Source organism: Vibrio lentus, assembly GCF_002875945.1.
GTDB classification, from domain to species: domain Bacteria; phylum Pseudomonadota; class Gammaproteobacteria; order Enterobacterales; family Vibrionaceae; genus Vibrio; species Vibrio apostichopi.
This window is the reverse complement of record NZ_MCZK01000036.1, coordinates 16,327-36,966: the sequence shown is the minus strand read 5'-3', so window position 1 is coordinate 36,966 and position 20,640 is coordinate 16,327. Positions and strand designations below refer to the sequence as shown.

21 protein-coding genes are annotated in these 20,640 nt (G+C 45.3%); 11 read left to right on the top strand and 10 right to left on the bottom strand.

Annotated features, from left to right (window positions below; genetic code table 11):
- The first annotated feature begins 10 nt into the window (after nucleotides 1-10).
- On the top strand, nucleotides 11-439 hold the full coding sequence (locus BCT49_RS03125; protein ID WP_004733090.1) for an ATP-dependent zinc protease family protein: 429 nt from the start codon (nucleotides 11-13) through the stop codon (nucleotides 437-439).
- A gap of 75 nt (nucleotides 440-514) precedes the next feature.
- Here the strand turns inward: BCT49_RS03125 and BCT49_RS03120 are convergent, their stop codons facing one another.
- On the bottom strand, nucleotides 515-1,303 hold the full coding sequence (locus BCT49_RS03120; RefSeq protein WP_102434105.1) for an MBL fold metallo-hydrolase: 789 nt from the start codon (nucleotides 1,301-1,303) through the stop codon (nucleotides 515-517).
- 290 nt (nucleotides 1,304-1,593) lie between these two features.
- On the opposite strand from BCT49_RS03120, the gene BCT49_RS03115 reads away from it, so the two are divergent.
- The 5 genes from BCT49_RS03115 (at nucleotide 1,594) to BCT49_RS03095 (ending at nucleotide 6,347) form a co-directional block, all read left to right on the top strand.
- Complete coding sequence (locus BCT49_RS03115) at nucleotides 1,594-2,511, top strand: permease (RefSeq protein ID WP_102434104.1); 918 nt, start codon at nucleotides 1,594-1,596, stop codon at nucleotides 2,509-2,511.
- A 115-nt stretch (nucleotides 2,512-2,626) separates the two neighbouring features.
- A complete protein-coding gene (locus tag BCT49_RS03110) occupies nucleotides 2,627-3,676 on the top strand; it encodes an ArsO family NAD(P)H-dependent flavin-containing monooxygenase (RefSeq protein ID WP_102434103.1) in 1,050 nt (349 codons plus the stop codon).
- A 221-nt stretch (nucleotides 3,677-3,897) separates the two neighbouring features.
- Nucleotides 3,898-4,500, top strand: coding sequence for a 2OG-Fe(II) oxygenase (locus BCT49_RS03105; protein ID WP_009846307.1), 603 nt, complete (start codon nucleotides 3,898-3,900; stop codon nucleotides 4,498-4,500).
- A gap of 229 nt (nucleotides 4,501-4,729) precedes the next feature.
- Complete coding sequence (locus tag BCT49_RS03100; protein ID WP_102434102.1) at nucleotides 4,730-5,449, top strand: glycerophosphodiester phosphodiesterase family protein; 720 nt, start codon at nucleotides 4,730-4,732, stop codon at nucleotides 5,447-5,449.
- A gap of 160 nt (nucleotides 5,450-5,609) precedes the next feature.
- Nucleotides 5,610-6,347 (top strand): sulfite exporter TauE/SafE family protein, encoded by a 738-nt coding sequence (locus BCT49_RS03095; protein ID WP_102434101.1) that lies wholly within the window; start codon nucleotides 5,610-5,612, stop codon nucleotides 6,345-6,347.
- Between the two features lie 90 nt (nucleotides 6,348-6,437).
- Here the strand turns inward: BCT49_RS03095 and BCT49_RS03090 are convergent, their stop codons facing one another.
- Together BCT49_RS03090 and BCT49_RS03085 are read right to left on the bottom strand one after the other, a co-directional pair.
- Nucleotides 6,438-7,280, bottom strand: coding sequence for a L,D-transpeptidase family protein (locus BCT49_RS03090; protein WP_102434100.1), 843 nt, complete (start codon nucleotides 7,278-7,280; stop codon nucleotides 6,438-6,440).
- A 2-nt stretch (nucleotides 7,281-7,282) separates the two neighbouring features.
- Nucleotides 7,283-7,765 (bottom strand): GNAT family N-acetyltransferase, encoded by a 483-nt coding sequence (locus BCT49_RS03085; protein ID WP_102434162.1) that lies wholly within the window; start codon nucleotides 7,763-7,765, stop codon nucleotides 7,283-7,285.
- 209 nt (nucleotides 7,766-7,974) lie between these two features.
- Here BCT49_RS03085 and BCT49_RS03080 point away from each other — a divergent pair, with 209 nt between their 5' ends.
- From BCT49_RS03080 to grxB, 3 genes are all read left to right on the top strand, one after another.
- The gene (locus tag BCT49_RS03080; RefSeq protein WP_102434099.1) at nucleotides 7,975-8,955 is read left to right on the top strand and encodes a Gfo/Idh/MocA family protein; all 981 of its coding nucleotides are present in this window, start codon (nucleotides 7,975-7,977) and stop codon (nucleotides 8,953-8,955) included.
- Nucleotides 8,956-9,119: 164 nt separating this feature from the next.
- A complete protein-coding gene (locus tag BCT49_RS25765) occupies nucleotides 9,120-9,278 on the top strand; it encodes a hypothetical protein (protein WP_165689583.1) in 159 nt (52 codons plus the stop codon).
- A gap of 346 nt (nucleotides 9,279-9,624) precedes the next feature.
- On the top strand, nucleotides 9,625-10,257 hold the full coding sequence (gene grxB / locus BCT49_RS03075; protein ID WP_102434098.1) for a glutaredoxin 2: 633 nt from the start codon (nucleotides 9,625-9,627) through the stop codon (nucleotides 10,255-10,257).
- A gap of 100 nt (nucleotides 10,258-10,357) precedes the next feature.
- Here grxB and ppsR read toward each other — a convergent pair whose 3' ends face one another.
- Nucleotides 10,358-11,191, bottom strand: a complete 834-nt coding sequence (gene ppsR, locus BCT49_RS03070; protein ID WP_009846294.1) for a posphoenolpyruvate synthetase regulatory kinase/phosphorylase PpsR — start codon at nucleotides 11,189-11,191, stop codon at nucleotides 10,358-10,360.
- 178 nt (nucleotides 11,192-11,369) lie between these two features.
- On the opposite strand from ppsR, the gene ppsA reads away from it, so the two are divergent.
- Complete coding sequence (ppsA, locus tag BCT49_RS03065; RefSeq protein ID WP_017108297.1) at nucleotides 11,370-13,742, top strand: phosphoenolpyruvate synthase; 2,373 nt, start codon at nucleotides 11,370-11,372, stop codon at nucleotides 13,740-13,742.
- A 78-nt stretch (nucleotides 13,743-13,820) separates the two neighbouring features.
- Here the strand turns inward: ppsA and BCT49_RS03060 are convergent, their stop codons facing one another.
- On the bottom strand, nucleotides 13,821-14,936 hold the full coding sequence (locus BCT49_RS03060; protein ID WP_102434097.1) for a hypothetical protein: 1,116 nt from the start codon (nucleotides 14,934-14,936) through the stop codon (nucleotides 13,821-13,823).
- A 322-nt stretch (nucleotides 14,937-15,258) separates the two neighbouring features.
- Between BCT49_RS03060 and BCT49_RS03055 the strand changes: the two genes are divergently transcribed.
- Nucleotides 15,259-16,593 carry an MATE family efflux transporter gene (locus BCT49_RS03055; RefSeq protein ID WP_102434096.1) on the top strand — a complete coding sequence of 445 codons (1,335 nt, stop codon included), beginning with the start codon at nucleotides 15,259-15,261 and terminating at the stop codon, nucleotides 16,591-16,593.
- A 109-nt stretch (nucleotides 16,594-16,702) separates the two neighbouring features.
- Here the strand turns inward: BCT49_RS03055 and BCT49_RS03050 are convergent, their stop codons facing one another.
- From BCT49_RS03050 to phnL, 5 genes are read right to left on the bottom strand one after another with little or no spacing between them, the layout of a single operon-like run.
- The gene (locus tag BCT49_RS03050) at nucleotides 16,703-17,344 is read right to left on the bottom strand and encodes a DapH/DapD/GlmU-related protein (protein WP_102434095.1); all 642 of its coding nucleotides are present in this window, start codon (nucleotides 17,342-17,344) and stop codon (nucleotides 16,703-16,705) included.
- Nucleotides 17,341-18,108 carry a phosphonate metabolism protein PhnP gene (gene phnP, locus BCT49_RS03045; RefSeq protein ID WP_102434094.1) on the bottom strand — a complete coding sequence of 256 codons (768 nt, stop codon included), beginning with the start codon at nucleotides 18,106-18,108 and terminating at the stop codon, nucleotides 17,341-17,343. Before phnP ends, BCT49_RS03050 begins: the two co-directional genes overlap by 4 nt.
- Nucleotides 18,105-18,752: a ribose 1,5-bisphosphokinase gene (gene phnN, locus BCT49_RS03040; RefSeq protein WP_102434093.1), complete on the bottom strand. Its 648-nt coding sequence runs from the start codon at nucleotides 18,750-18,752 to the stop codon at nucleotides 18,105-18,107. Before phnN ends, phnP begins: the two co-directional genes overlap by 4 nt.
- Nucleotides 18,753-18,755: 3 nt before the next feature.
- Entirely contained in the window at nucleotides 18,756-19,889 is a 1,134-nt protein-coding gene (gene phnM, locus BCT49_RS03035; protein ID WP_102434092.1) for an alpha-D-ribose 1-methylphosphonate 5-triphosphate diphosphatase, read from the bottom strand.
- A gap of 15 nt (nucleotides 19,890-19,904) precedes the next feature.
- Nucleotides 19,905-20,630 (bottom strand): phosphonate C-P lyase system protein PhnL, encoded by a 726-nt coding sequence (phnL, locus tag BCT49_RS03030; RefSeq protein ID WP_102434091.1) that lies wholly within the window; start codon nucleotides 20,628-20,630, stop codon nucleotides 19,905-19,907.
- Nucleotides 20,631-20,640: the final 10 nt, after the last annotated feature.

The window sequence follows — 20,640 nt, the reverse complement described above, 5'->3', positions numbered from 1 at the left end:
TGGAAAAAACATGAACAATAAAATGATCATAGGGAATACAGAAGCACTTTGCTTACCAGAGTTAGGGATAACTGGACTACATACGCGTGTTGATACAGGGGCTCAAACCTCTTCTCTACACGTAGACAATCTACTATGTGTAAAAACAGACGGTGAAAACTTCGTTGAATTCGATCTTCACCCAGACGTTTACCACCTCGAAGAGACAGTGCGCTGCAAGGCGAAGCTGAAAACGAGTAAAAGAATCAAATCATCGAACGGTGAAGTTGAACACCGTTGTGTGATTGAAACCATGCTAAAAATTGGTGGTCAGGAATGGCCTATCGATATCACACTAAGCAACCGTCAGGATATGACTTATATGATGCTGCTTGGTCGTCAAGGCATGAGTGACAAAGTGATTGTTGACCCAGCGGGCGAATTTCTAATTTCTCACTAATTGAACTGCTCCACAGCTCAAATAGTGAGTCAACAACACGTATTAATTAAGGCCAGTCTTTGAGACTGGCCTTAATTATTTATGGCGATTTTTTTTCTCTTTAAACCCAAACCGCCAGACAGATTTAACCAAACCTTTGAGTTTAATTTTAGTTACTCGCCAATGTGTCACTGGCCTTCTTGGCGCACTCATGAGCAGATGTTCAAACGCTTGCTCACTCAAATTCACTTGTCCCCCATGCGCCACCAGCAAGGTGTCGAGCTGCATGTCATAGATACGAGATACCGACTCTCGATACTTATTGGGATGAAAAATTGGGAAAGGCGGAATCAGCTTCTTTTTGACCTCGACCATTAAATCCGCTACGTAGGCGACACTGTGTGATGGGCAATAGACGGAAAGATCTCTGTCAGTGTGCCCCGGCGTTTCGAGAACCAACCAGTCATCAAATCCAGGAATACTGTCACCATCCGACAGCTTGTAGTCTGGCTTCAACTTTCTTGAATACCATAGGTTTGCTTTGGGCTTACCCAATCGGTTCGCCATCCACCGAGCCAATGCCAGATCGGTCAAATGCATCAATATGCCATCGAGGCCGTGGTACCAATCCTTATCTCGATTTGCTGCCACCAAGTTACAGTTCGTTAGCCTTCTAAGCTTATGCGCTGCCCCTGCGTGATCAGGATGCATGTGTGTCACCACAACCGTATGGAGATCAGCAAAATCACGCATAAGTTCTGTTTCGATGAAAGCCTTCAAATGCGGGATGTCAGCTCGACATGCGCCATCAAGCAACAGTAATTTGTCTGGATACTCCACCAAGTACATGTCTTGGATGTAACCTTTAATGGTATGCAGCTGCAAACCCACTCCTTGTGATAAACCAACTGGTCAGACCTATACCATAGCAAACTCGCGGCCAATTGTGACTATTTTGTTAACTGAATGACTTATAGCCACATTGTTGACATGGATTAGAAATTTACCCCCTCTTAGATATCACTTAAAACCCGATAAAATTCAGATACTAACAAACAAACTCTCATTATGAATAAATTTACAACAACATATATTTCGATAAATATCGAAATATATGTTGACGGGAAAATCTCGCGAGCGTATATTTCGATTATTCCAGAAATATAGAGAAACGAATTATGAATATTACACAAGATATGGTTATGGATACCTTAGGTATGTTCGGCTTCTTAGCTGTCGAATTAACCCTACTTTTCCTATTAATCAGCTACATCGTAGGTGTACTACAGGAGTACATCCCACCAGCAAAGATACAAAGTATTTTAAGTGGTAAAAATGGTAAAGGTTACATCGTTGCAGGTTTATTAGGTGCTATCACGCCATTCTGCTCATGCTCAACGATTCCATTTTTGAAAGGTCTATTACGTGCAAAAGCAGGCTTTGGAACCATGATGGTGTTCCTATTTGCTAGCCCACTATTGAACCCAATTATCATCGGTTTGTTTGCTGTGACCTTTGGTCTTAAAGTCACCGTGTTCTACTTTGTTGTCGCAATGGGCGTATCGGTTATTGCTGGCTACACCTTAGAGAAACTTGGCTTTGAAAAATACGTAAAATCAGAAGCGTACATTGCACCTGAAGCGAAAGGTTGTGCTTCTTCATGCGGTTCAAAAGCAAAACCTATCAACAAATGGGTAAGAATTTGGAACAGGACATGGGCTGACTTCAAAAAAGTGGTTCCTTACCTAGTCGGTGGTATTGCTCTTGGCTCAATGATTTACGGCTTCATGCCAACAGAATTTGTGGCAAGCGTAGCAAGTGAAAACAACCCATTTGCGATTCCAATTGCAGCGGTTATTGGTATCCCACTTTACATCCGAGCTGAAGCCGTGATTCCTTTAAGCGCAGCATTAGCAGCAAAAGGCATGGGACTTGGAGCAGTAATGGCGTTGATTATTGGTAGTGCTGGTGCGAGTTTGACTGAAGTGATTTTGCTTAAATCTATCTTCAAAAACAAAATGATTGCAGCGTTCTTATTCGTAATCTTGAGCATGGCAATTGGCGCTGGTTTCTTGTACCAATTCATCTTCTAACCCTATAAGCACACTCTCTTGAGTGTGCTTTTCCAGTATCAAAGAATAGAGACAAAAACAGAGAAACAAATAGATAAACGAATCACTCCAGAAATCAAAGAATCAGAGGTGCAACATGGTTGAGCAAATCATTATTATCGGCGCAGGCCAAGCGGGTCTATCTACAGCCTACTACCTAAAAAGAAATGGGCTCAACCCACTCATTCTTGATGCGAATCCAACACCTGGCGGCGCTTGGACAAAAGGTTGGGATAGCTTGATGTTGTTCTCACCAAAAGAGTACAGCTCGTTATCTGGTTTGATGATGCCGAAGACTGAGCTCGAATACCCGAGCCGCAACGAGATCGTCAACTACCTAAGCCGCTATGAAAAGCATTATGACTTTAGAATCGAGCGCCCCGTTCGAGTGCAAAATGTTGAGAAGAAAGACGGCCTGTTTTACATCACAACCGACACTGGTGTTTATCAATCTCACGCCTTGGTATCTGCAACGGGTAACTTCTCAGGAGCCTCAACGCCCTACTTTGAAGGCATTGAACAATTCAAAGGCGAACAGATTCACTCTAGCGAATACCAAAACAACAAACCATTTGAGCAACAGAATGTAGCTGTGATCGGAAGCGGTAACTCCGGCTCTCAGATCCTTGCTGAGGTTTCAGAAGTAGCCAATACACACTGGTTTACTAACCGTCCTCTGCAATATCTTGATGACGATTTGGATGGCCGATACCTGTTCGACCTTTCAACCAAACGCTACTACGCCTCTTTGAAAGGCGAGACTCTTGAGAATACCGATGACTTTTCCAAGATTGTGATGACAGATAGCGTGAAAGAAGCCCGAGATCGAGGCGTGCTAGTCAAAGAAGAAGACATTATTCGCTTTACCGAAGACAGCATCGTCACCAAAAACAAAACCATCCCGATCGATGCGATCGTATGGTGCACGGGCTTTAAAACCCAACTCGATCACTTACAGGGTTTAGAGCTAGACAGCGATCTTAGCAAGATCTCAGACGGTACTCGCTCTAATCAACACCTAGGTCTTTGGTTTATTGGCTATGGCGAATGGTCAGGGTACGCCTCTGCTACCATTGTCGGCGTTCAAAAACACGCGCGAGAAGCCGCTAAGCAAATCAGTGAAGTGCTCGCATCAACGGTAAGTTAACTCGGCCTTCATTCTGACTATCGCCTCATTCGAATTGCCCCTCACAATTAACGCCTTAGCGTTGGCCTAAAATAGGCTTGCTCTGAGGCGCTCTGCAAGCTTTCTCATCTCCCAATTTATACATACTTTCCGGTTTTATCGTGACGACAAAATACGTGATTTGTTGGCCTGAGTTATTAGGACTATATATGCGCCTCTAATTTATTGTCTGAGTGCTATACATGAACCAATTAATCGATGCTCTTTCTACCCAAGGCTATTTCGTTTGGGATGACTTCTTAACTCACGAAGAAGTAGTGGCATTGAGGGATTGCATTCCAGAAAACTGGAAAAAGGCTAGGATCGGCCGTAACGATGACGTAGCACGAGAAGCAACGATTCGTAGTGACAAAATTCAGTGGGTACGCCGTGATATGGGCGAACCAGCATCTTTGTTCCTCGACAAAATGGAACAAATTCGTTTAGAGGCAAACCAAGCATTCTTTTTAGGTCTGTTCGAATACGAAGCGCACTTTGCGAAATACGAAAAAGGCGACTTCTACCAGAAGCACTTAGACTGCTTCAAAGGCAACGAAAACCGCCGCCTAACCACGGTGTTCTACATGAATGACGAATGGTCTGAAGAAGACGCTGGGGAACTCGTGGTTTACGATCTAAAAGACAATCACATCGCGACCATTCCGCCAAAGGGTGGTCGACTGTTGGTATTCTTGTCTGAACAGTTCCCACACGAGGTTCTACCAACCAACACGGAGCGATTCAGTATCGCTGGTTGGTTCCGTATTAATGGCGTGAAAGACAACCAATTGGACATCGCACACTAAGCTAAGCCAATCTAATCCAATCTCTATATTATCCAGAGCCTATGTCATCGAACGCCTCTCCATCGAGAGGCTTTTTCGTAGATGAGAATCACTAGAAGTGACAAGTCTAATCGACCGCTTTCATTAGCAGAGTCACAACACGGCTATTTGGCTTCACGATTGCTCTGGCGTAATGGAGAAAACTGATATTTAATAAATATTTACGATGCGTCTTAAAGAAGGATTAATTATGTCGTCTATCATCGTAGGTCATCGTGGTGTGGCAGGTACTCACCCAGAAAACACCAAAGTAAGCATTGAGCAAGCCGCTAATCTTGGCTTGAAGTGGGTTGAAGTCGATATTCAAGTGACTCTCGACGACCAACTTGTCGTTTGTCACGATCACACACTAGAACGCTGTAGTGATGGTAAAGGCCGTGTTGATGAGCACACCTTGGCAGAGCTGCGCCTGTTAGATTTTGGTCGCTGGAAATCAGAACAGTTCACCGGTGAAAAAATACTGACTCTCACTGAGCTGTTGAGCTTGGTTGAAGCGCATGATCTGAGTGTTAATCTGGAAATTAAAGTCGATAGCAAACACCAAGCGCCTCATGTGGTCGATCTTCTGCACACAGAACTGATCCGCTCAACGCTGGATACCGACAGGATCTTACTTTCAAGCTTCAGTCACCAAGTCGTTGCTGAAATGGCTCACCATTTACCGAGATACCGAATTGGTGTGATCACAGAGCAACTGACCCAAGCCGATCTTATGCTTATCAATGAGGTCAAAGCGTTCAGCTGTCACATGAACTTTGAACATGTCGATCAGAACGATCTCGATACGTTAAAAGAAGCGAACATTCAAACATGGTGCTACACCGTCAATGATCCGTCTCAGTTCAAATTTCTCTCCAAAGTAGACGCTGTATTCACTGATTTCCCGAATCAATTTAGCGCTATAAATTGACCGAGCGAATACCGAAAAAGCACACCTCAAGAGACATTAAAATTAACCCCAATAAACCTGAAAATTAGGTAGTAAACGCAAGTGAGTAGGAGTACATTCCGCTACTCACTTGGTTTCATTAGCTCACTCTATTCAGACAGCTTCATTGGTTACTTAATTTATGGATCTCATTTTTAGTCCAACTTACCCAATTTTGGGTGCAATCTTCATTTTCGCCGCTATTGTTCGTGGCTTCTCAGGTTTCGGTTTCACCTTAGTGGCATTGCCGTTAAGCGCGCTATTCGTCCCTGTTATCGAACTGGTTCCTGTTTTCATGTTGATTGACCTACTCGGCAATATTCAATTGCTGCCAAAGGTTCGAAAGCACGTTAACTGGCGCTGGGTTTCAAAGGTATTTATCCCTTGTTTGGCCTTCACTCCGGTCGGCTTACTCTTGCTCAAATCGGTTAGCCAAGACACGATCATCTTGATCATCAGCGCTTTCATCTTTGCGTCTGCACTTATGATCTACAAAGGCTTTCAATATCGAAGCGAACCTCGATTTGCACCCTATATTCTCGGCAGCCTTGCTGGAGTAATGAATGGTGCGGCTTCAATGTCTGGGCCTCCGGTTGGCACGCATGCACTAGCAAGCCCAGTCGAGCCTCATATTGCCAGAGCTGGCCTTATCGCGTTCTTTGTATTGGCCGATTCCAGTGCATTTGTATCGGCATCGATAGCGGGATTAGTCGACCGTGATGTGGTTTGGCTTACGATTGTACTTTTGCCAAGCAGCATGTTTGGTGGCTATGTCGGGTCTAAATTGTTCGAGAGATTTGGCGGAGAGAAATTCAAGCCTGTCACTATTGCCCTGCTGGTGGTGATTGCCGTATTCAGTGCAGGGCGAGTGTTAATCTAAATTAAGTAAGTGAACACCTAAGCTCGGCAGGTGAAAACTAAAGTTAGATTAGTGAAGACCTAAGCTGGACGAGTAAAAACAATCTGGGTGCTACCATTCGATATGGATAGGAGTGCCCATTTTAACTAGTTCAATAAACGCATCCATATCTTGATTGGTTAAAGCAATACAACCATCCGTCCAATCAAAACTTTGAATAAAACTTTGCGAACGACGCTCACCATTTTTGATGCCGTGGATTTTGATATTTCCTCCAGGGCTAACATCGTGTTTTTCGGCCCACTCTCTGTCGGCGGATTGTGGGTAGTTGATGTGTACTGAGCGATAAAAATCAGATTCTTCCATAATATAATCGAGCTTGTATTGCCCTTCTGGGGTTCGATTATCCCCTTCAAATCGCTTATGCCCTTTTGGCTGCTTACCCAAGGCGATACGAAACTCTTGTACGACCTCATCGTCTTTAAATAAGTACATGCGACGTTTCGATTTATCGACCTTAACCAAAGTGACCACTTGAAGTAGCGGGTCGATCTCTGAATCAATATTAGGTACGTTGTAAAACTGTTGAGATGAGCTTTGAGGTGGGCGTTTCGATGAACCTTGAGAAAGCTGAGCAACCTTATTCTTATTGTCGTCAGAATTGTCGTCAGAGCCACTTTCAAGAACGTCATCCACAACAATCACATTGTTTGAGTTCGAGCTTGCTGGAGACGTTGAGACATCTTGGGAGTGAGAAGGCGCAGACTCAAACACAATGGTTTCTATCGCAGTTGCATCGGAAACGATTTTCTCGACTACAAGCTTCTGCGCTTGTGATTTCTGCGTTGCAGGCGGCTTTACATATTGCGGCGTATCAGTAGCAGAGGAAGTGGCTGAATAAATCAGAGAGCTCGCAAAGAGTAAGTACAGTGATAAAGGTAAAAACGACCGCACCTTTATATCCCCTCTAAGCTCATAGACATGGTTCGAGATTGAGTTTCCATTCCTAACGACTCATAGAAACTCTGAGCTTGCTGGTTAAACTCCATCACTTCCAAACGAAGCTCTATCGCTCCTCTGGCCTGCGACCATTGGTTGAATGACTTCATCAACGCCTTACCGACACCTTGGCTTTGAATCTGATCGTTGACCACAATCGTGTTCACCCGCGCAACCTTATGTGGCTGAATAAAGCTTACCCCTTTGTTCTGCGTCACTTTGCCGGCAAGAAAGCCAACAACCTCATCATCTTGAACCGCAACAAAGAAGGAACCGAGCGGGTCTATCATCAACCCTAGCCAATACTCTTCGCTGTCACCAAAGCTTCGTGACGGTGGTGCAAACACCATAGGTGCACCAAGATGATGTTGGCGGTTTATCTGCTCAGAAAGCGCTAAAATAGAGCGAATGTCAGTTACCTTTACGGTACGGATTTGCATATCATCACCTTGTTTGAATTCCATAATACCTTAGCAAAAATGACTTACTTGTGCACCGTTGTCCTAGCTAACTCAGGTATCTTATAGAGGCTCCAAATGGATATTAGGCTGTATTTAAACGGGAATTGTTCCGCAAATCTAAGGCACATTGGCGGCCTTTGAATGCTACTATCTCCACAGAATCAATACACTAACGACTGGATACCTATATGATTAAGTTTGCTGTAATTGGAACCAATTGGATTACACAAAAGTTTGTTCAAGCTGCCCATGAAACTCAATCGATGCAACTTGCTGCGGTTTATTCCCGAAACTTAGACAGCGCGGCACAGTTCGCCCAAGAATTTGACGTTGAAACGACTTATGACTCACTCGACGCATTAGCCAGTGACAAAACAATAACAGCGGTTTACATCGCCTCTCCAAACTCAATGCACTGTGAGCAGTCGATTTTAATGATGAAGCACGGCAAGCATGTGATTTGTGAAAAGCCTGTCGCGTCAAATATTGATGAAGCGACTCGAATGTTTGAAGTCGCAGAACAAAACGGCGTGGTGCTGTTTGAAGCGTATAAATCTCAGTTCTTACCGAACTTTAAGCAAATCCAACTTGGGTTAGAAAAAATAGGCAAAGTACATAAAGCGCACATCAATTACTGCCAGTATTCATCGCGCTACCAAAAATACCTCAACGGTGAAAATCCAAATACGTTCAACCCTGCCTTCTCAAACGGCTCAATGGTCGACATTGGTTTCTATTGTGTCGCCGCTTCCGTGGCACTGTTTGGCAAGCCTCAAGCAGCTCACGCCTCTGCTAAGTTGCTTGATTCTGGTGTGGATGCTCATGGCTGTGCGATCTTCCAATACCCTGAGTTCGATGTCACTCTCGCGCACTCTAAGGTCAGTGATTCCTATGCGCCTAGTGAGATCCAAGGTGAACAAGGGGCGATCATTATCGATCACATCGCTGAATGTACCGACGTTAAGATCCGCTATCGTGATGGCACGGTAGAAAACCTCACTCAACATCAAAGTGAGAACTCAATGAGTTATGAAGCGCAAGCCTTTGCCGATTGTATCCATGGCGATCAAGCAACCAAAGCTCAAACAACACAACGCGCTTTAACCGTTTGCAAGCTAATTACAGAGATGCGTCAGCAAATTGGTGTCGTTTACCCTGCAGACAAATAGACACCACAAATACGCTAATGGTCTGATAACTAAGAAATAGTCATTTATACATAACCAAATTTAATCTTTACGACAAACAACTGGATTAGTTGATTAGAGAGTCATCTGTTTAAATCCGCGTTCGATATCTATCGTACTTATTTAATTTATTGAAGGTGTGTAAAGTGTTTTCAGTTGATGATCGCGTTGTAGCAACAAAAGGTGTTGAACTTGGTGAAATGGTAGTGACTGGCCTAAGCGCTGGTGGCGGCTACGTTCACGTTACAACTGTAGAAGGCGCAATGACGCTTACTTACCCAATGCAAGATCTTAAAAAAGCATAGTTTAACCACTTTGCTCTTTTAGTAGACCATCTGCTAAAGGTAACAGAATACAGGCTCTGGCTGATCTCACTCTTCTGCATTAGAGGGGATTGCCAGAGCCTTTTTTGTGCCTGCCATTTCCCAGCAACCTTCTCATTAGTTTACTCATTGCAGTAAAGCCGAATCCAACAGACAATAGAATTAATAAAATAGTATTTATACCAAGTACTTATTGTCGGTTGATGCTCACTGTTTATTAGTGCTTAGAGTTTATTGATACTTAACGTTATTGACGCTTAATGTTCGCAATACTTTCTGGTACATTAGCATTAACTTATATTTATAATGACCTGAACTAAGGGAAGCTATGAAGCTTTATATTTACGACCACTGCCCTTTCTGTGCAAGAGTGGCCTACATCGCTCAATCTCTAGGCTTGAACATCGAGCTTGTTTCTGTGGATTATGATGACGCCCAAACCCTTATCGATTTGATCGGTAAAAAGATGGTGCCTGTCTTACAGAAAGACGATGGCTCTATCATGGCGGAAAGCTTGGATATCATCGCTTACTTTATGGACTTGAAATCAAGTGATGATCAGCGTGTACCATCAGAGCAAGTCACTCTGTTCCAAACTCGTGCATTCCCGCTAAGCCAACGCATCGGTTTACCACGTTGGTGGAAACTAGACCTTGCTGAATACCAATCAGAAGCAAGCAAAACTGCATGGCGCGCAAACAAAGAGACAGAAGAACTCAATTTCGAAAAACTGATTGAGCAAACGCCGCAGTTCGTTGAACAGATTAATCCGTTATTGAAAGATGCAGAGCTTCTACTGAACCTAGAAAATGGTGAGTCGTCGCTGCCGCTTATTGACCAAGCGGTGTACTTCTCTATGTTGCGCGGCTTCTGTGTTGAACCAAGTATCACATGGCCACCAGCGCTTGAACGTTGGTTAGAGAAGCAAAGCGAAACACTAAAGCTGTCTCTGCTTCGTTGATTCGTTGATTCGTTGATTCGTTAAAAATAGCAAGTAACAAACAAAGACGAGAATCTCACCGAATGAGATTCTCGTTTCTTTATACACTTAATTCCCTTTATCAGAGCAAGCGTCTTCTCAACCCTGTACGCTCCAAGATTCGTGTCGAAATCTCTTCAACAGACAGTGACGAGGTGTTGATGTATGGAATGGCTTCACGTCTGAACAACCCTTCTACCGTTTGCAGCTCATACAAACATTGAGAGTCACTCGCATACTCACTGCCAGCCAATCGATTTTCTCGGATCTCGGTCAGCCTTTCCGCATCAATCGTCAAACCAAACAGCTTATGGCGATATATCTCAAACTCAGGTAACAACCTTAAGCGAGCAATATCATCATGGATAAACGGATAGTTTGCGACGCGTAAACCAAACTGCATTGCCATGTACAAGCTCGTTGGCGTTTTACCGCTGCGAGAGACACCCAACAAGATAATGTCTGCCTCTTCCAAGCCTTTTAAAGTAATGCCGTCGTCGTGCGCTAACGTGTATTCGATAGCAGCAATACGGTCGAAGTATTTGTCCGAGTCTTTATTGACGCTACGAGAACGCTGCAGCTTCGGCTTAGGTGCCATTTTCGTATCATCTTGCACTTTCTGCACAATACTCTCTAACACGTCATAACAGTGTGCCGGGGCATCTAACAACTTCAGTTTTATCTCCGGAATCACAATCGAGAAGAACACCAAAGGCTCATGCCCTGTTGCTCGATATGAAATCTCGATCTCTTTCAATAAATCAGAAAGTTTGTCTTCACTTTCGACAAACGGGAAGGTTTTTTCATTAGCTTCGAATGGGAATTGACCTAGAACAACATGCCCTAAAGTCTCACATGTTATGGCCGTTCCATCAGAAACATAGAATACATCACGACTTTGAATATCAATTTGCATTTTTTATTTAATGTTTAAAATTATTTTGAGTAGGATGGGAACCATAATATATATAACGAAACCCTGCTGACTATTACGTCCCCCACAGCTTTTAAAAATAATTTACATTTTTTTAAACTGATACGTAATCGTTTGCCTTTAAATCCCTACAATGCTTGCTATGTTTCTGGAGAAATAAATGCAAAATAACACCCTATGGTTCAATGGCCTTTCCATGGAAGATGTCGACAAAGTCGGCGGTAAGAATGCTTCACTTGGCGAGATGGTTTCTAACCTAGCCAACGCTGGCGTATCAGTACCTAATGGTTTTGCTACCACCTCTTATGCGTTTAATAACTTTCTTGACTACAAAGGTCTTGATGAGCGCATTCACCAACTCCTTGATGAACTTGATGTTGAAGACGTTGACGCACTGCGTAAGACAGGTGCAACGATTCGACAATGGGTTCTAGACGCACCATTCCCAGAATCACTAGAGCAAGACATCCGTGATAACTACCGCGAACTGATTGAAGGCAACGAAGAATTGTCTGTTGCGGTTCGTTCATCGGCAACGGCTGAAGACCTTCCAGATGCTTCTTTTGCAGGCCAACAAGAAACCTTCCTTAACGTGAAAGGTATCGATGCAGTTATCGAAGCGACTAAACACGTGTTCGCTTCACTGTTTAACGATCGCGCTATCTCTTACCGAGTACACCAAGGCTTTGATCACCGAGGTATTTCATTGTCTGCGGGCATCCAACGTATGGTTCGCTCAGACAAAGCCTCTTCAGGTGTGATGTTCACGCTTGATACTGAGTCAGGCTTCGACCAAGTGGTGTTCATCACCTCTTCTTGGGGCCTAGGTGAAATGGTCGTACAAGGCGCTGTGAACCCAGACGAATTCTACGTTCACAAGCCAATGCTAGAAGCGGGTCACTACCCCGTTGTTAAAAAGACGTTTGGTTCTAAGTTGATCAAGATGATCTACTCAACCAACCAAGAGATCGGCAAGCAAGTTGATATCATCGATACGGATACTCAAGAACGTAATGAGTTCTCACTGAACGATGAAGAGATCAAAGAGCTGGCAAAACAAGCGATGATCATCGAGAAACACTACCAACGACCGATGGATATTGAGTGGGCAAAAGATGGCATCGACGGCAAGCTTTACATCGTTCAAGCGCGCCCTGAAACCGTATGTTCTCAAAGCGACCAAAACGTTATCGAGCGTTACGAGCTAAACAACAAGGCGGATGTCTTGGTTGAAGGCCGTGCTATCGGTCAACGTATCGGTTCTGGCCCTGTTCGTTTGGTTGACTCTCTAGACCAAATGTCACTGGTTCAAGAAGGCGACGTGCTGGTAACCGACATGACAGACCCAGACTGGGAACCTGTAATGAAAAAAGCCTCTGCGATTGTGACTAACCGTGGTGGCCGTACTTGTCACGCAGCCATCATTGCTCGTGAGCTCGGTATCCCTGCAATTGTTGGTTGTGGTACCGCGACAAGCAGCCTGAATGACGGCGACACCGTAACAGTGTCATGTTCAGAAGGCGAAACAGGTTACGTTTACAACGGCGAACTCGACTTTGAGATCAAACGTTCTGAGGTTGATGAGCTACCAATGCTGCCAACCAAAGTAATGATGAACGTGGGTAACCCTGATCGCGCCTTCGACTTCGCTCAAATCCCGAACGAAGGTGTTGGCCTTGCTCGTCTTGAATTCATCATCAACAAGATGATTGGTATTCACCCTAAAGCTCTGTTGAACTTCGATGAGCAAACTGACGAAATTAAAGCAGAAATCAACCAGCGTATTCGTGGCTACAAAGATCCTATCGATTTCTACGTAAGCAAGCTAACGGAAGGCATCGCGACTATCGCGTCTGCATTCTGGCCTAAGCGTGTGATCGTACGTATGTCTGACTTCAAGTCGAACGAGTACAGCAACCTTGTTGGCGGTAAAACGTTTGAACCACATGAAGAGAACCCAATGCTGGGCTTCCGTGGTGCATCTCGTTACATCTCTCCAGTATTTGAAGACTGTTTCGAGCTTGAAACTCAAGCGCTAAAACGTGTTCGTAACGAGATGGGACTGAAGAACGTTGAAATCATGATCCCATTCGTTCGCACTCCGAGCGAAGCGGCATCAGTTATCGACATTCTGGCTAAATTTAACCTACGCCGTGGCGACCAAGGTCTGAAAGTCATCATGATGTGTGAACTTCCATCCAATGCTATTTTGGCTGATGAGTTCTTGAAGTACTTCGATGGCTTCTCTATCGGTTCAAACGACATGACACAGCTGACACTTGGCCTAGACCGAGACTCAGGTGACGTTGCTCACTTATTCGACGAGCGTAACCCAGCGGTGAAAGCGATGCTGAAAATGGCAATCGATGCAGCAGCTAAAGCAGGTAAATACGTGGGTATTTGTGGCCAAGGCCCATCTGACCATGACGACCTAGCGGAGTGGTTAATGGAACAAGGCATCAGCTCTGTTTCACTAAACCCAGATACGGTTATCGACACTTGGTTGAAGTTAGGTAACGTTGCGAATAAGTAACGCTTTGCTCGACAAGTAAATACAACGAAAAGTAGACACTACAAAGCCAGTCATTGCGACTGGCTTTTTTATTTCCACCTACTCTAATAAAGCTCTGGCGTTATCACCCTGCTCATAGATGTAGAGGCTGACACGAGACAGTATGGTTATCTCTTCTAAACTGACTTGAAGTGAGTTCTGCCCTCTTCCTAGGTTCGCTCTCAAACGATCAACTAACTGCTGCACGGCCATCAAATCATCTCGCGCCTTTGGCACTCGTGTGTTCATAAAGGTGAACCACTTTTCACTCATGTTACGGCTTATCTTAGCAAGCACTTCTGTATTGGTGATCGTAAATGCCTTATCAAGATTGCCTCCGTCTCGGAGGATGTCATAGATGATGTGACCGTTCTTTTTCGCCACCATCATGTTCTTGGTATTGAGCTGCAATTCACCAATATGTCCATTGGCCATCTTCAAGAAGAACTTAATGTCTTTGTAGCCAGCATCGGTTGCGCCGCAGTTGAACTTAGCATTATCACCTTGGCTAGTGCCGTAGCGATCTTTCATCGCAGATTGATGATGTTTCAACTCGACAAACTCTTTGGTCAAAATGATCATCGCTTTAGCAATGATCATATCTTCCATACTCTCAAACACGATCGTCATACGCGCTGCATCTTTGAGATCACCAATATCGTAATGACGTTTGCGGTTGGTGATTTTATCCAGTGCACCATGGAAGTCTTTGACACCTAAATAAGCACCGGGAGGCTGTTTGAGTGTCCCGTTACACACCGATGCGACTTTCACAGCAAACTCTCTGAGTGCCTCTTGCGCTTCAACTGTCTCCATAAACATCAGAAACAGCTGCTTTTTCTTGAGCGTGGCATTCGCGACTTGATTTCGAGAACCAAAATCTAGGTTGCCATTCGCTAACTTCTGACTGGATGATTCATCCAGATAGTTATGGATCTTTTCCTTCTGAGTCATGATGTCGAGAATGACTTGATCTTGCTGCTTGTTAGCGGCATTCATGTAGTCGAAGTTTTCGACCTTTTGTTTCAATGCTTGCAGCTTCTGTTGGTAATCTTTGACGTTAACTAACCGAAAGCCCTGAGACATGATGCCTTGTTGGTTTATCTTGGCGAGTACCTTTGCCTTGTTCTTTCTAACTTGTTCTTGGCTGATCTGAATTTCTTCTGTGGTCGGCATATTTAGGTTCCTTCTCCAATATGCAGTTAAAACGGTGCTTGCTGACTCGCAATTCCTTTTCTCTCCAACGATATTAGTTTATGGATTTGATAATTACATTAGCCAACAACGATAACCCTATAAAATAAATAAGGTTTGAGAGATGCTTCCCTAAAGTGACAGCACACAATGCGCCAACACCGCCAAATTCGACATTAAGTAATATGCTTAGATCCGGTAACAATTATTGGTATCGAGCTGACCTTACGTTATCCTTTACGCAATTCTTCATTGAGAGGTTTGTCACCACAACAAGCCTAACTTCAAGACCGATAAGAGTGTTATGAATTCTACTACCGCAACTCCCTCGCCTTCTCTTGGCCGACAACTCTATACAATGACATGGCCAATGTTGTTTGGGGTACTTTCCCTAATGAGCTTCCAGCTTGTAGACAGTGCTTTTATTGGCCAGCTGGGCGTACTACCGCTCGCTGTTCAAGGTTTTACACTTCCAATACAGATGATCATCATTGGTATTCAGGTCGGGCTAGGTATCGCGACAACTGCGGTAATCGCTAGAGCCATTGGCGCGAATGAAACGCGCTACGCTAAGCAGCTCGGTGGATTAGTGATTGCGATGGGCAGCGTGAGTGTCGCGCTTTTCTCCGTCATCATCTATCTGCTGCGTGGGCCAATTTTACAGTTGTTGGATGCGCCACCAACGGTATTACCAATCATTGATTCTTATTGGATCTATTGGCTAGTCAGCTCTTGGACAGGCGCACTGCTCTACTTTTTCTACAGTGTGTGTCGTGCCAATGGTAATACTATGCTGCCCGGTTCAATGATGATCGCGACCAGTATCATCAACTTGATATTGGATCCGATTTTCATCTTTACGCTCGACATGGGCATCAATGGAGCCGCCATTGCGACCATCTTGGCGTTCGGTGCGGGTATCTTTATCGTTGCTCCTAAGGTGACTAAGAAGCATTGGATGACATTCGACTGGCACGATCTCGACATCGGCAAGAGTGTTCGCTCCATTGGTAACATCATGGGGCCTGCAATGATCAGTCAGTTGCTGCCACCGGTTTCATCAATGTTCGCCACTAAACTGCTTGCTGGCTATGGCACCGCTGCCGTTGCAGCTTGGGCGCTGGGTTCGCGTTTTGAATTCTTCTCAATAGTTGCAGTTCTAGCACTGACCATGTCGATGCCACCTATGATTGGTCGCATGTTGGGTGAAAAGAACCTTGGGAACATACGTAGTCTTGTGAAGATTGCCGTTACCTTCGTGTTAGGTTTCCAACTGGTCATCGCATTGGTGACTTGGTTATTCTCTGGCGGACTGGCAAACCTAATGACCAGTGAAAGCGAAGTCTCAACGATTTTGAACTATCACCTACTGATCGTGCCTATTAGCTTAGGGCCATTGGGAATCTGTATGCTGATGGTTTCTGTCTCGAACGCTCTGGGCAAGTCTTACACCGCCTTGACGATTTCAGCGCTGCGTCTATTCGCCTTCTTCTTGCCTTGCTTGTGGGTTGGCTCGCTGCTTGCTGGTATTGAAGGTCTGTTCTGGGGCGCAATGGTAGGTAATGTGCTTGCCGGAACCTGTGCATGGTTTATGTACCAACGCGCACTTGGACAAGTCGAGGCTAAGCTAGCTAATTAACCAACTAGCGAACTAAACGGCTTACCAACTAAACCGCCAGAAAATTATTAAACGAAAAAGCAGCCGCTGAGGCTGCTTTTTTAGTTTTCAGACTTAAAGGATATTGGATTTAGGTTTGCTCAAAGTAAGCCAAAAACTCACCGCAATCTTTTTGGAATAGTGGCAATGCTTCTGCCAGTTTTTCATCATCCCAATGCCACCACTCAAGGCTTTCTAATCGCTCGGCGTAGCTAGGATCATCAAAGCGAGGGCGCAACACCTTGGCAGGGTTGCCAACCACAATAGAATATGGCGGCACGTCTTTCGTAACCACGCTGCCCGCACCGACTATCGAACCATTACCAATCTTAATACCCGGGAGCACAATGACACCGTGACCAATCCAAACATCATGCCCAACATGTACTTTGTCTTCTTCGCGCCATGAGAACACCTCATCATCTAGTGACGTAGGATCTTCACCTAACTGATACTTACCCGGGCGATAAGTAAAGTGATGCAGCGTTGGACGCCACCACGGGTGATTGCTCGGATTCAGGCGAACCGCCGCAGCGATTGATGTGAACTTACCTATTTCGGTAAACATCAGATTACAGTCGTTTTGTATGTAGCTGTAGTCTCCGACTTGCACGTTATTTAGCACGCAACGGTCAGCGATTTCAGTCCAACGTCCGAGCTCAACGTTGTGCAGCTTGCTGCTTTCAGCGACGCTCGGTTCGCTGTTTAAGGTTGGGGAAAGAGGTTGGCTCATAGGGTTATCTCCTCGCCATCGTTGAGAATGCGCAATCGCTGTGAAAAGGCTTGTGGGTGTTCTTCTGCCCAGCCAAGCATATGGTGGCTCACATGAATCAGGCCAAGGTTCTTCGGACGACAGGTTTCATCAATATCTAATATATGGTGGAAATCGTTGTGGTTTGAGTTGGCTCGAACTTGAGGATCTTCAATTGGTGGGGAGTTACAATCCGTGATTAACCAATCAACAGGGAACTCTATCAGCCAACGCTCGGTTTGCTTTGGCAGCCCTACCGTATCGGTTAAATAAGCCAACCGCTTCCCGTCAAATTCAAAGCAATAACCAAGACAAAGTTTAGAGTGATTGAGTGGCAATGGCGTTACGGTTATTCCCTGCCAATCAAACGACTTAAACGCTTGTGCTCGCATGGAAAAATCCAAAATACCGGGATGTTTATAAAGATCATCACAACCCAGCGGATCATCAGGAGAAATCACCGAGATCTTATCGCCAGCACCCCATCGGAGATCAAACAAACTCTGGACATGATCCATGTGGTAATGAGTCAATAATATCTGATCAATCGATCCAGCAGGAAAGCGGCGCATCAGGTCAGGCGCGTTAGCATCCAACAAGAGAAACTTGCCATTATGTTCAAGGAACGCTGATGACTTTTCTCGTCTTAAACTGGGTTTTTCAAGGGAAGAAACACACACCGAACAATCACACCCGTAAACTGGCACCATCGCACTGTTGGCAGTGCCTAACATGGTCAACTTCATGCGACACCACCTGCTGGTTCTGCGAGCCTTTCAGCTTGTTCTTTTAATCGCGCAAACTGCGCAATGCTCTGGTCAATCGTGCCACTGTTATCAATACAAAGCGTGTTATTTAGAGTGGATTCTGAGTCCACACAATAGTCCGCCGCGCGTTGCAATCGAAGGGTAATCTCAGCTTCACTTTCACGACCGCGGGCTCGTAAACGTGCTTCTAACACCTTTGGCTTAACACTAACCACAACGGGGACTAATCGTTCACCAAACAAGTCTCTTGCTGCATCTAAATACGCACGCGAACCATTAACCACAACACTCAAGCCCGCATCCATCCATTGGTGAACCTCTTGGCCAATGCCGTAGCTCATGCCGTGAGCTTGCCAACTCATCGCAAACATATTTCGCGAATAGCGAATAAAGAATTCATCATCACTGAGCTCTACATGGTTTTCGCCACCAGCATCGGCTGCACGTGTGATGTAGCGATGAGCAACCACCAAGTCTTTAACGAACTGCTCACGTAGCGCCGAGATAATCGAATCTTTACCAGCACCAGAAGGACCGATTACATAATAAAGCTGACCCGGTTTGTCAGCTTTTGGGGCGGCGTTGACCACCCCATTCACATCAAATGAGTAACCTTTAGACATGGATTAGAATACCTTCTTGCCTTCACGCCACACACGAGATACCAGTTGGTGATCATCCAAACGATGCGCGAGCACCAAATCAGCACGCTTACCTTCCGCTATGACACCACGGTCAGTTAAGCCAAGAGCTTGTGCTGGGTTCAATGTCGCCAATTGCACCGCTTGCGCTACATCGAGGTTGTTGCGCTCATCGTTAACGAGCGTAAATACCGCATCTAACAAGCTCACTGGATAGTAATCTGAAGACAAGATATCCAACACGCCCAAAGACACCAACTCATGTGCTGCAACGTTCCCCGAGTGTGAACCACCGCGAATCACGTTCGGCGCCCCCATCATCACCTTTAAGCCCAATTCGTGAGAGCGCTGCGCTGCTTCAACCGTGGTTGGGAATTCAGCAATCACCATGCCCAACTCTTTAGATTCCGTTACATGAGCACTAGTTGCGTCATCATGACTTGCGGTTGGAATATTCAAGTCACGGCACTGACGAGTAATCTCATCGCGATTCTGTTTCGACCAACGTTCTGACTGAGCAACTTGGTCTTTTTCATACACCACCATTTCAGCATCCGTCATGTTGTACTTACCTTGATAGTAAGTTCGGTATTTATCTAGGTTCACAAACTGACGCTGACCTGGAGCGTGATCCATTACGGAGACTAACTGCACTTCTGGCATGTTCACGTAACGCTCAAACAAACCAACGGTAGTTGAGTGCGGTACTTCGCAGCGTAAATGGATGCGGTGCTCGGCTCGAGTTAGACCACGCTTCTGACTCTCGGCCACAGTATTAATAAACTGGTCAAGGTTCTCTTGGCGATTGCCATCTCGGTAGTCACCCAAAGCAACGGCATCAAGCACCGTGGTGATGCCCGATCCAATCAGCTGCGTGTCGTGTGCACTCATTGCAGAAAGCGGTGGCCAGTTCACCTTTGGCCTTGGCGTGAAATACTTCTCTAGGTTATCGGTATGCAGCTCAATCAAGCCCGGCATCAAGAAGCCATTCTCGCCATCAAGGGCACCTGGAAGTTGACTGGTCGAGTCAGACATATTGGCAATCACGCCATCTCGCAGTTCAACCGAACCGCGCACCACTTCATTTTCAAGCACCAGATTTACGTTGGTAATAATCATTTGCGTCAGCTCCCTTTACGCACACGCTGTAGTGAGTTGTTTTGGTGAAATGTCTTTTTGAAGCTGCACGTCATACAGACGATCAGCGACCAAATCTCGCGTTGCTTCATCATGGAAGATACCGATAATTGCAGCACCGCCCGCTTTGGCTTCTTCAATCAAACTTACGACCACCGCACTGTTGGTCGCATCGAGCGAAGCGGTAGGTTCATCAAGCAGTAGGATTGGATAATCAACAATGAAACCACGCGCGATGTTCACACGTTGCTGTTCACCACCAGAAAAAGTTGCTGGTGCCAAGTGCCATAAATGCTCTGGCACGTTTAATCGAGTCAGCAGTAACTTTGCTCTCTGTTCTGCTTCTTGCGCGCAGCCACCCATTTCCAACATAGGTTGCATCACCACTTCCAGCGCGCTAATACGTGGAATCACACGCAAAAACTGACTTACCCAACCTATGGTGTGTTTACGCACGTTGATGATTTCTCGTGGCGTAGCCTTCGCAAGATCTAGCGTGCTGCCCTGATGCACAATATTAATTGAGCCAGAATCCATCAAGTAGTTGGCATATAGCGTACGCAGTAACGTTGATTTACCTGAGCCCGAATGGCCGTGCAGAACCACACATTCGCCACTGTCTACCGAGAAGTTCGCGCCGGTTAACACCGGCAATTCAACGCCATTTTGGTTGTGTAGCACAAAAGTTTTGCTGACGTTGTTTACGGTTAGTTTGGTATTCATGTCATCGTCC

Coding starts and splice junctions, on each gene's coding strand:
- BCT49_RS03095 (WP_102434101.1), top strand. CDS start 5,610: ATGGATCTCATTTTTAGTCCAACTTACCCAATTTTGGGTGCAATCTTC.
- BCT49_RS03080 (WP_102434099.1), top strand. CDS start 7,975: ATGATTAAGTTTGCTGTAATTGGAACCAATTGGATTACACAAAAGTTT.
- BCT49_RS03105 (WP_009846307.1), top strand. CDS start 3,898: ATGAACCAATTAATCGATGCTCTTTCTACCCAAGGCTATTTCGTTTGG.
- BCT49_RS03055 (WP_102434096.1), top strand. CDS start 15,259: ATGAATTCTACTACCGCAACTCCCTCGCCTTCTCTTGGCCGACAACTC.
- phnP (WP_102434094.1), bottom strand. CDS start 18,108: ATGAAGTTGACCATGTTAGGCACTGCCAACAGTGCGATGGTGCCAGTT.
- ppsR (WP_009846294.1), bottom strand. CDS start 11,191: ATGCAAATTGATATTCAAAGTCGTGATGTATTCTATGTTTCTGATGGA.
- phnN (WP_102434093.1), bottom strand. CDS start 18,752: ATGTCTAAAGGTTACTCATTTGATGTGAATGGGGTGGTCAACGCCGCC.
- BCT49_RS03060 (WP_102434097.1), bottom strand. CDS start 14,936: ATGCCGACCACAGAAGAAATTCAGATCAGCCAAGAACAAGTTAGAAAG.
- phnL (WP_102434091.1), bottom strand. CDS start 20,630: ATGAATACCAAACTAACCGTAAACAACGTCAGCAAAACTTTTGTGCTA.
- BCT49_RS03100 (WP_102434102.1), top strand. CDS start 4,730: ATGTCGTCTATCATCGTAGGTCATCGTGGTGTGGCAGGTACTCACCCA.
- phnM (WP_102434092.1), bottom strand. CDS start 19,889: ATGATTATTACCAACGTAAATCTGGTGCTTGAAAATGAAGTGGTGCGC.
- ppsA (WP_017108297.1), top strand. CDS start 11,370: ATGCAAAATAACACCCTATGGTTCAATGGCCTTTCCATGGAAGATGTC.
- grxB (WP_102434098.1), top strand. CDS start 9,625: ATGAAGCTTTATATTTACGACCACTGCCCTTTCTGTGCAAGAGTGGCC.
- BCT49_RS03085 (WP_102434162.1), bottom strand. CDS start 7,765: ATGCAAATCCGTACCGTAAAGGTAACTGACATTCGCTCTATTTTAGCG.
- BCT49_RS03125 (WP_004733090.1), top strand. CDS start 11: ATGAACAATAAAATGATCATAGGGAATACAGAAGCACTTTGCTTACCA.
- BCT49_RS03110 (WP_102434103.1), top strand. CDS start 2,627: ATGGTTGAGCAAATCATTATTATCGGCGCAGGCCAAGCGGGTCTATCT.
- BCT49_RS03050 (WP_102434095.1), bottom strand. CDS start 17,344: ATGAGCCAACCTCTTTCCCCAACCTTAAACAGCGAACCGAGCGTCGCT.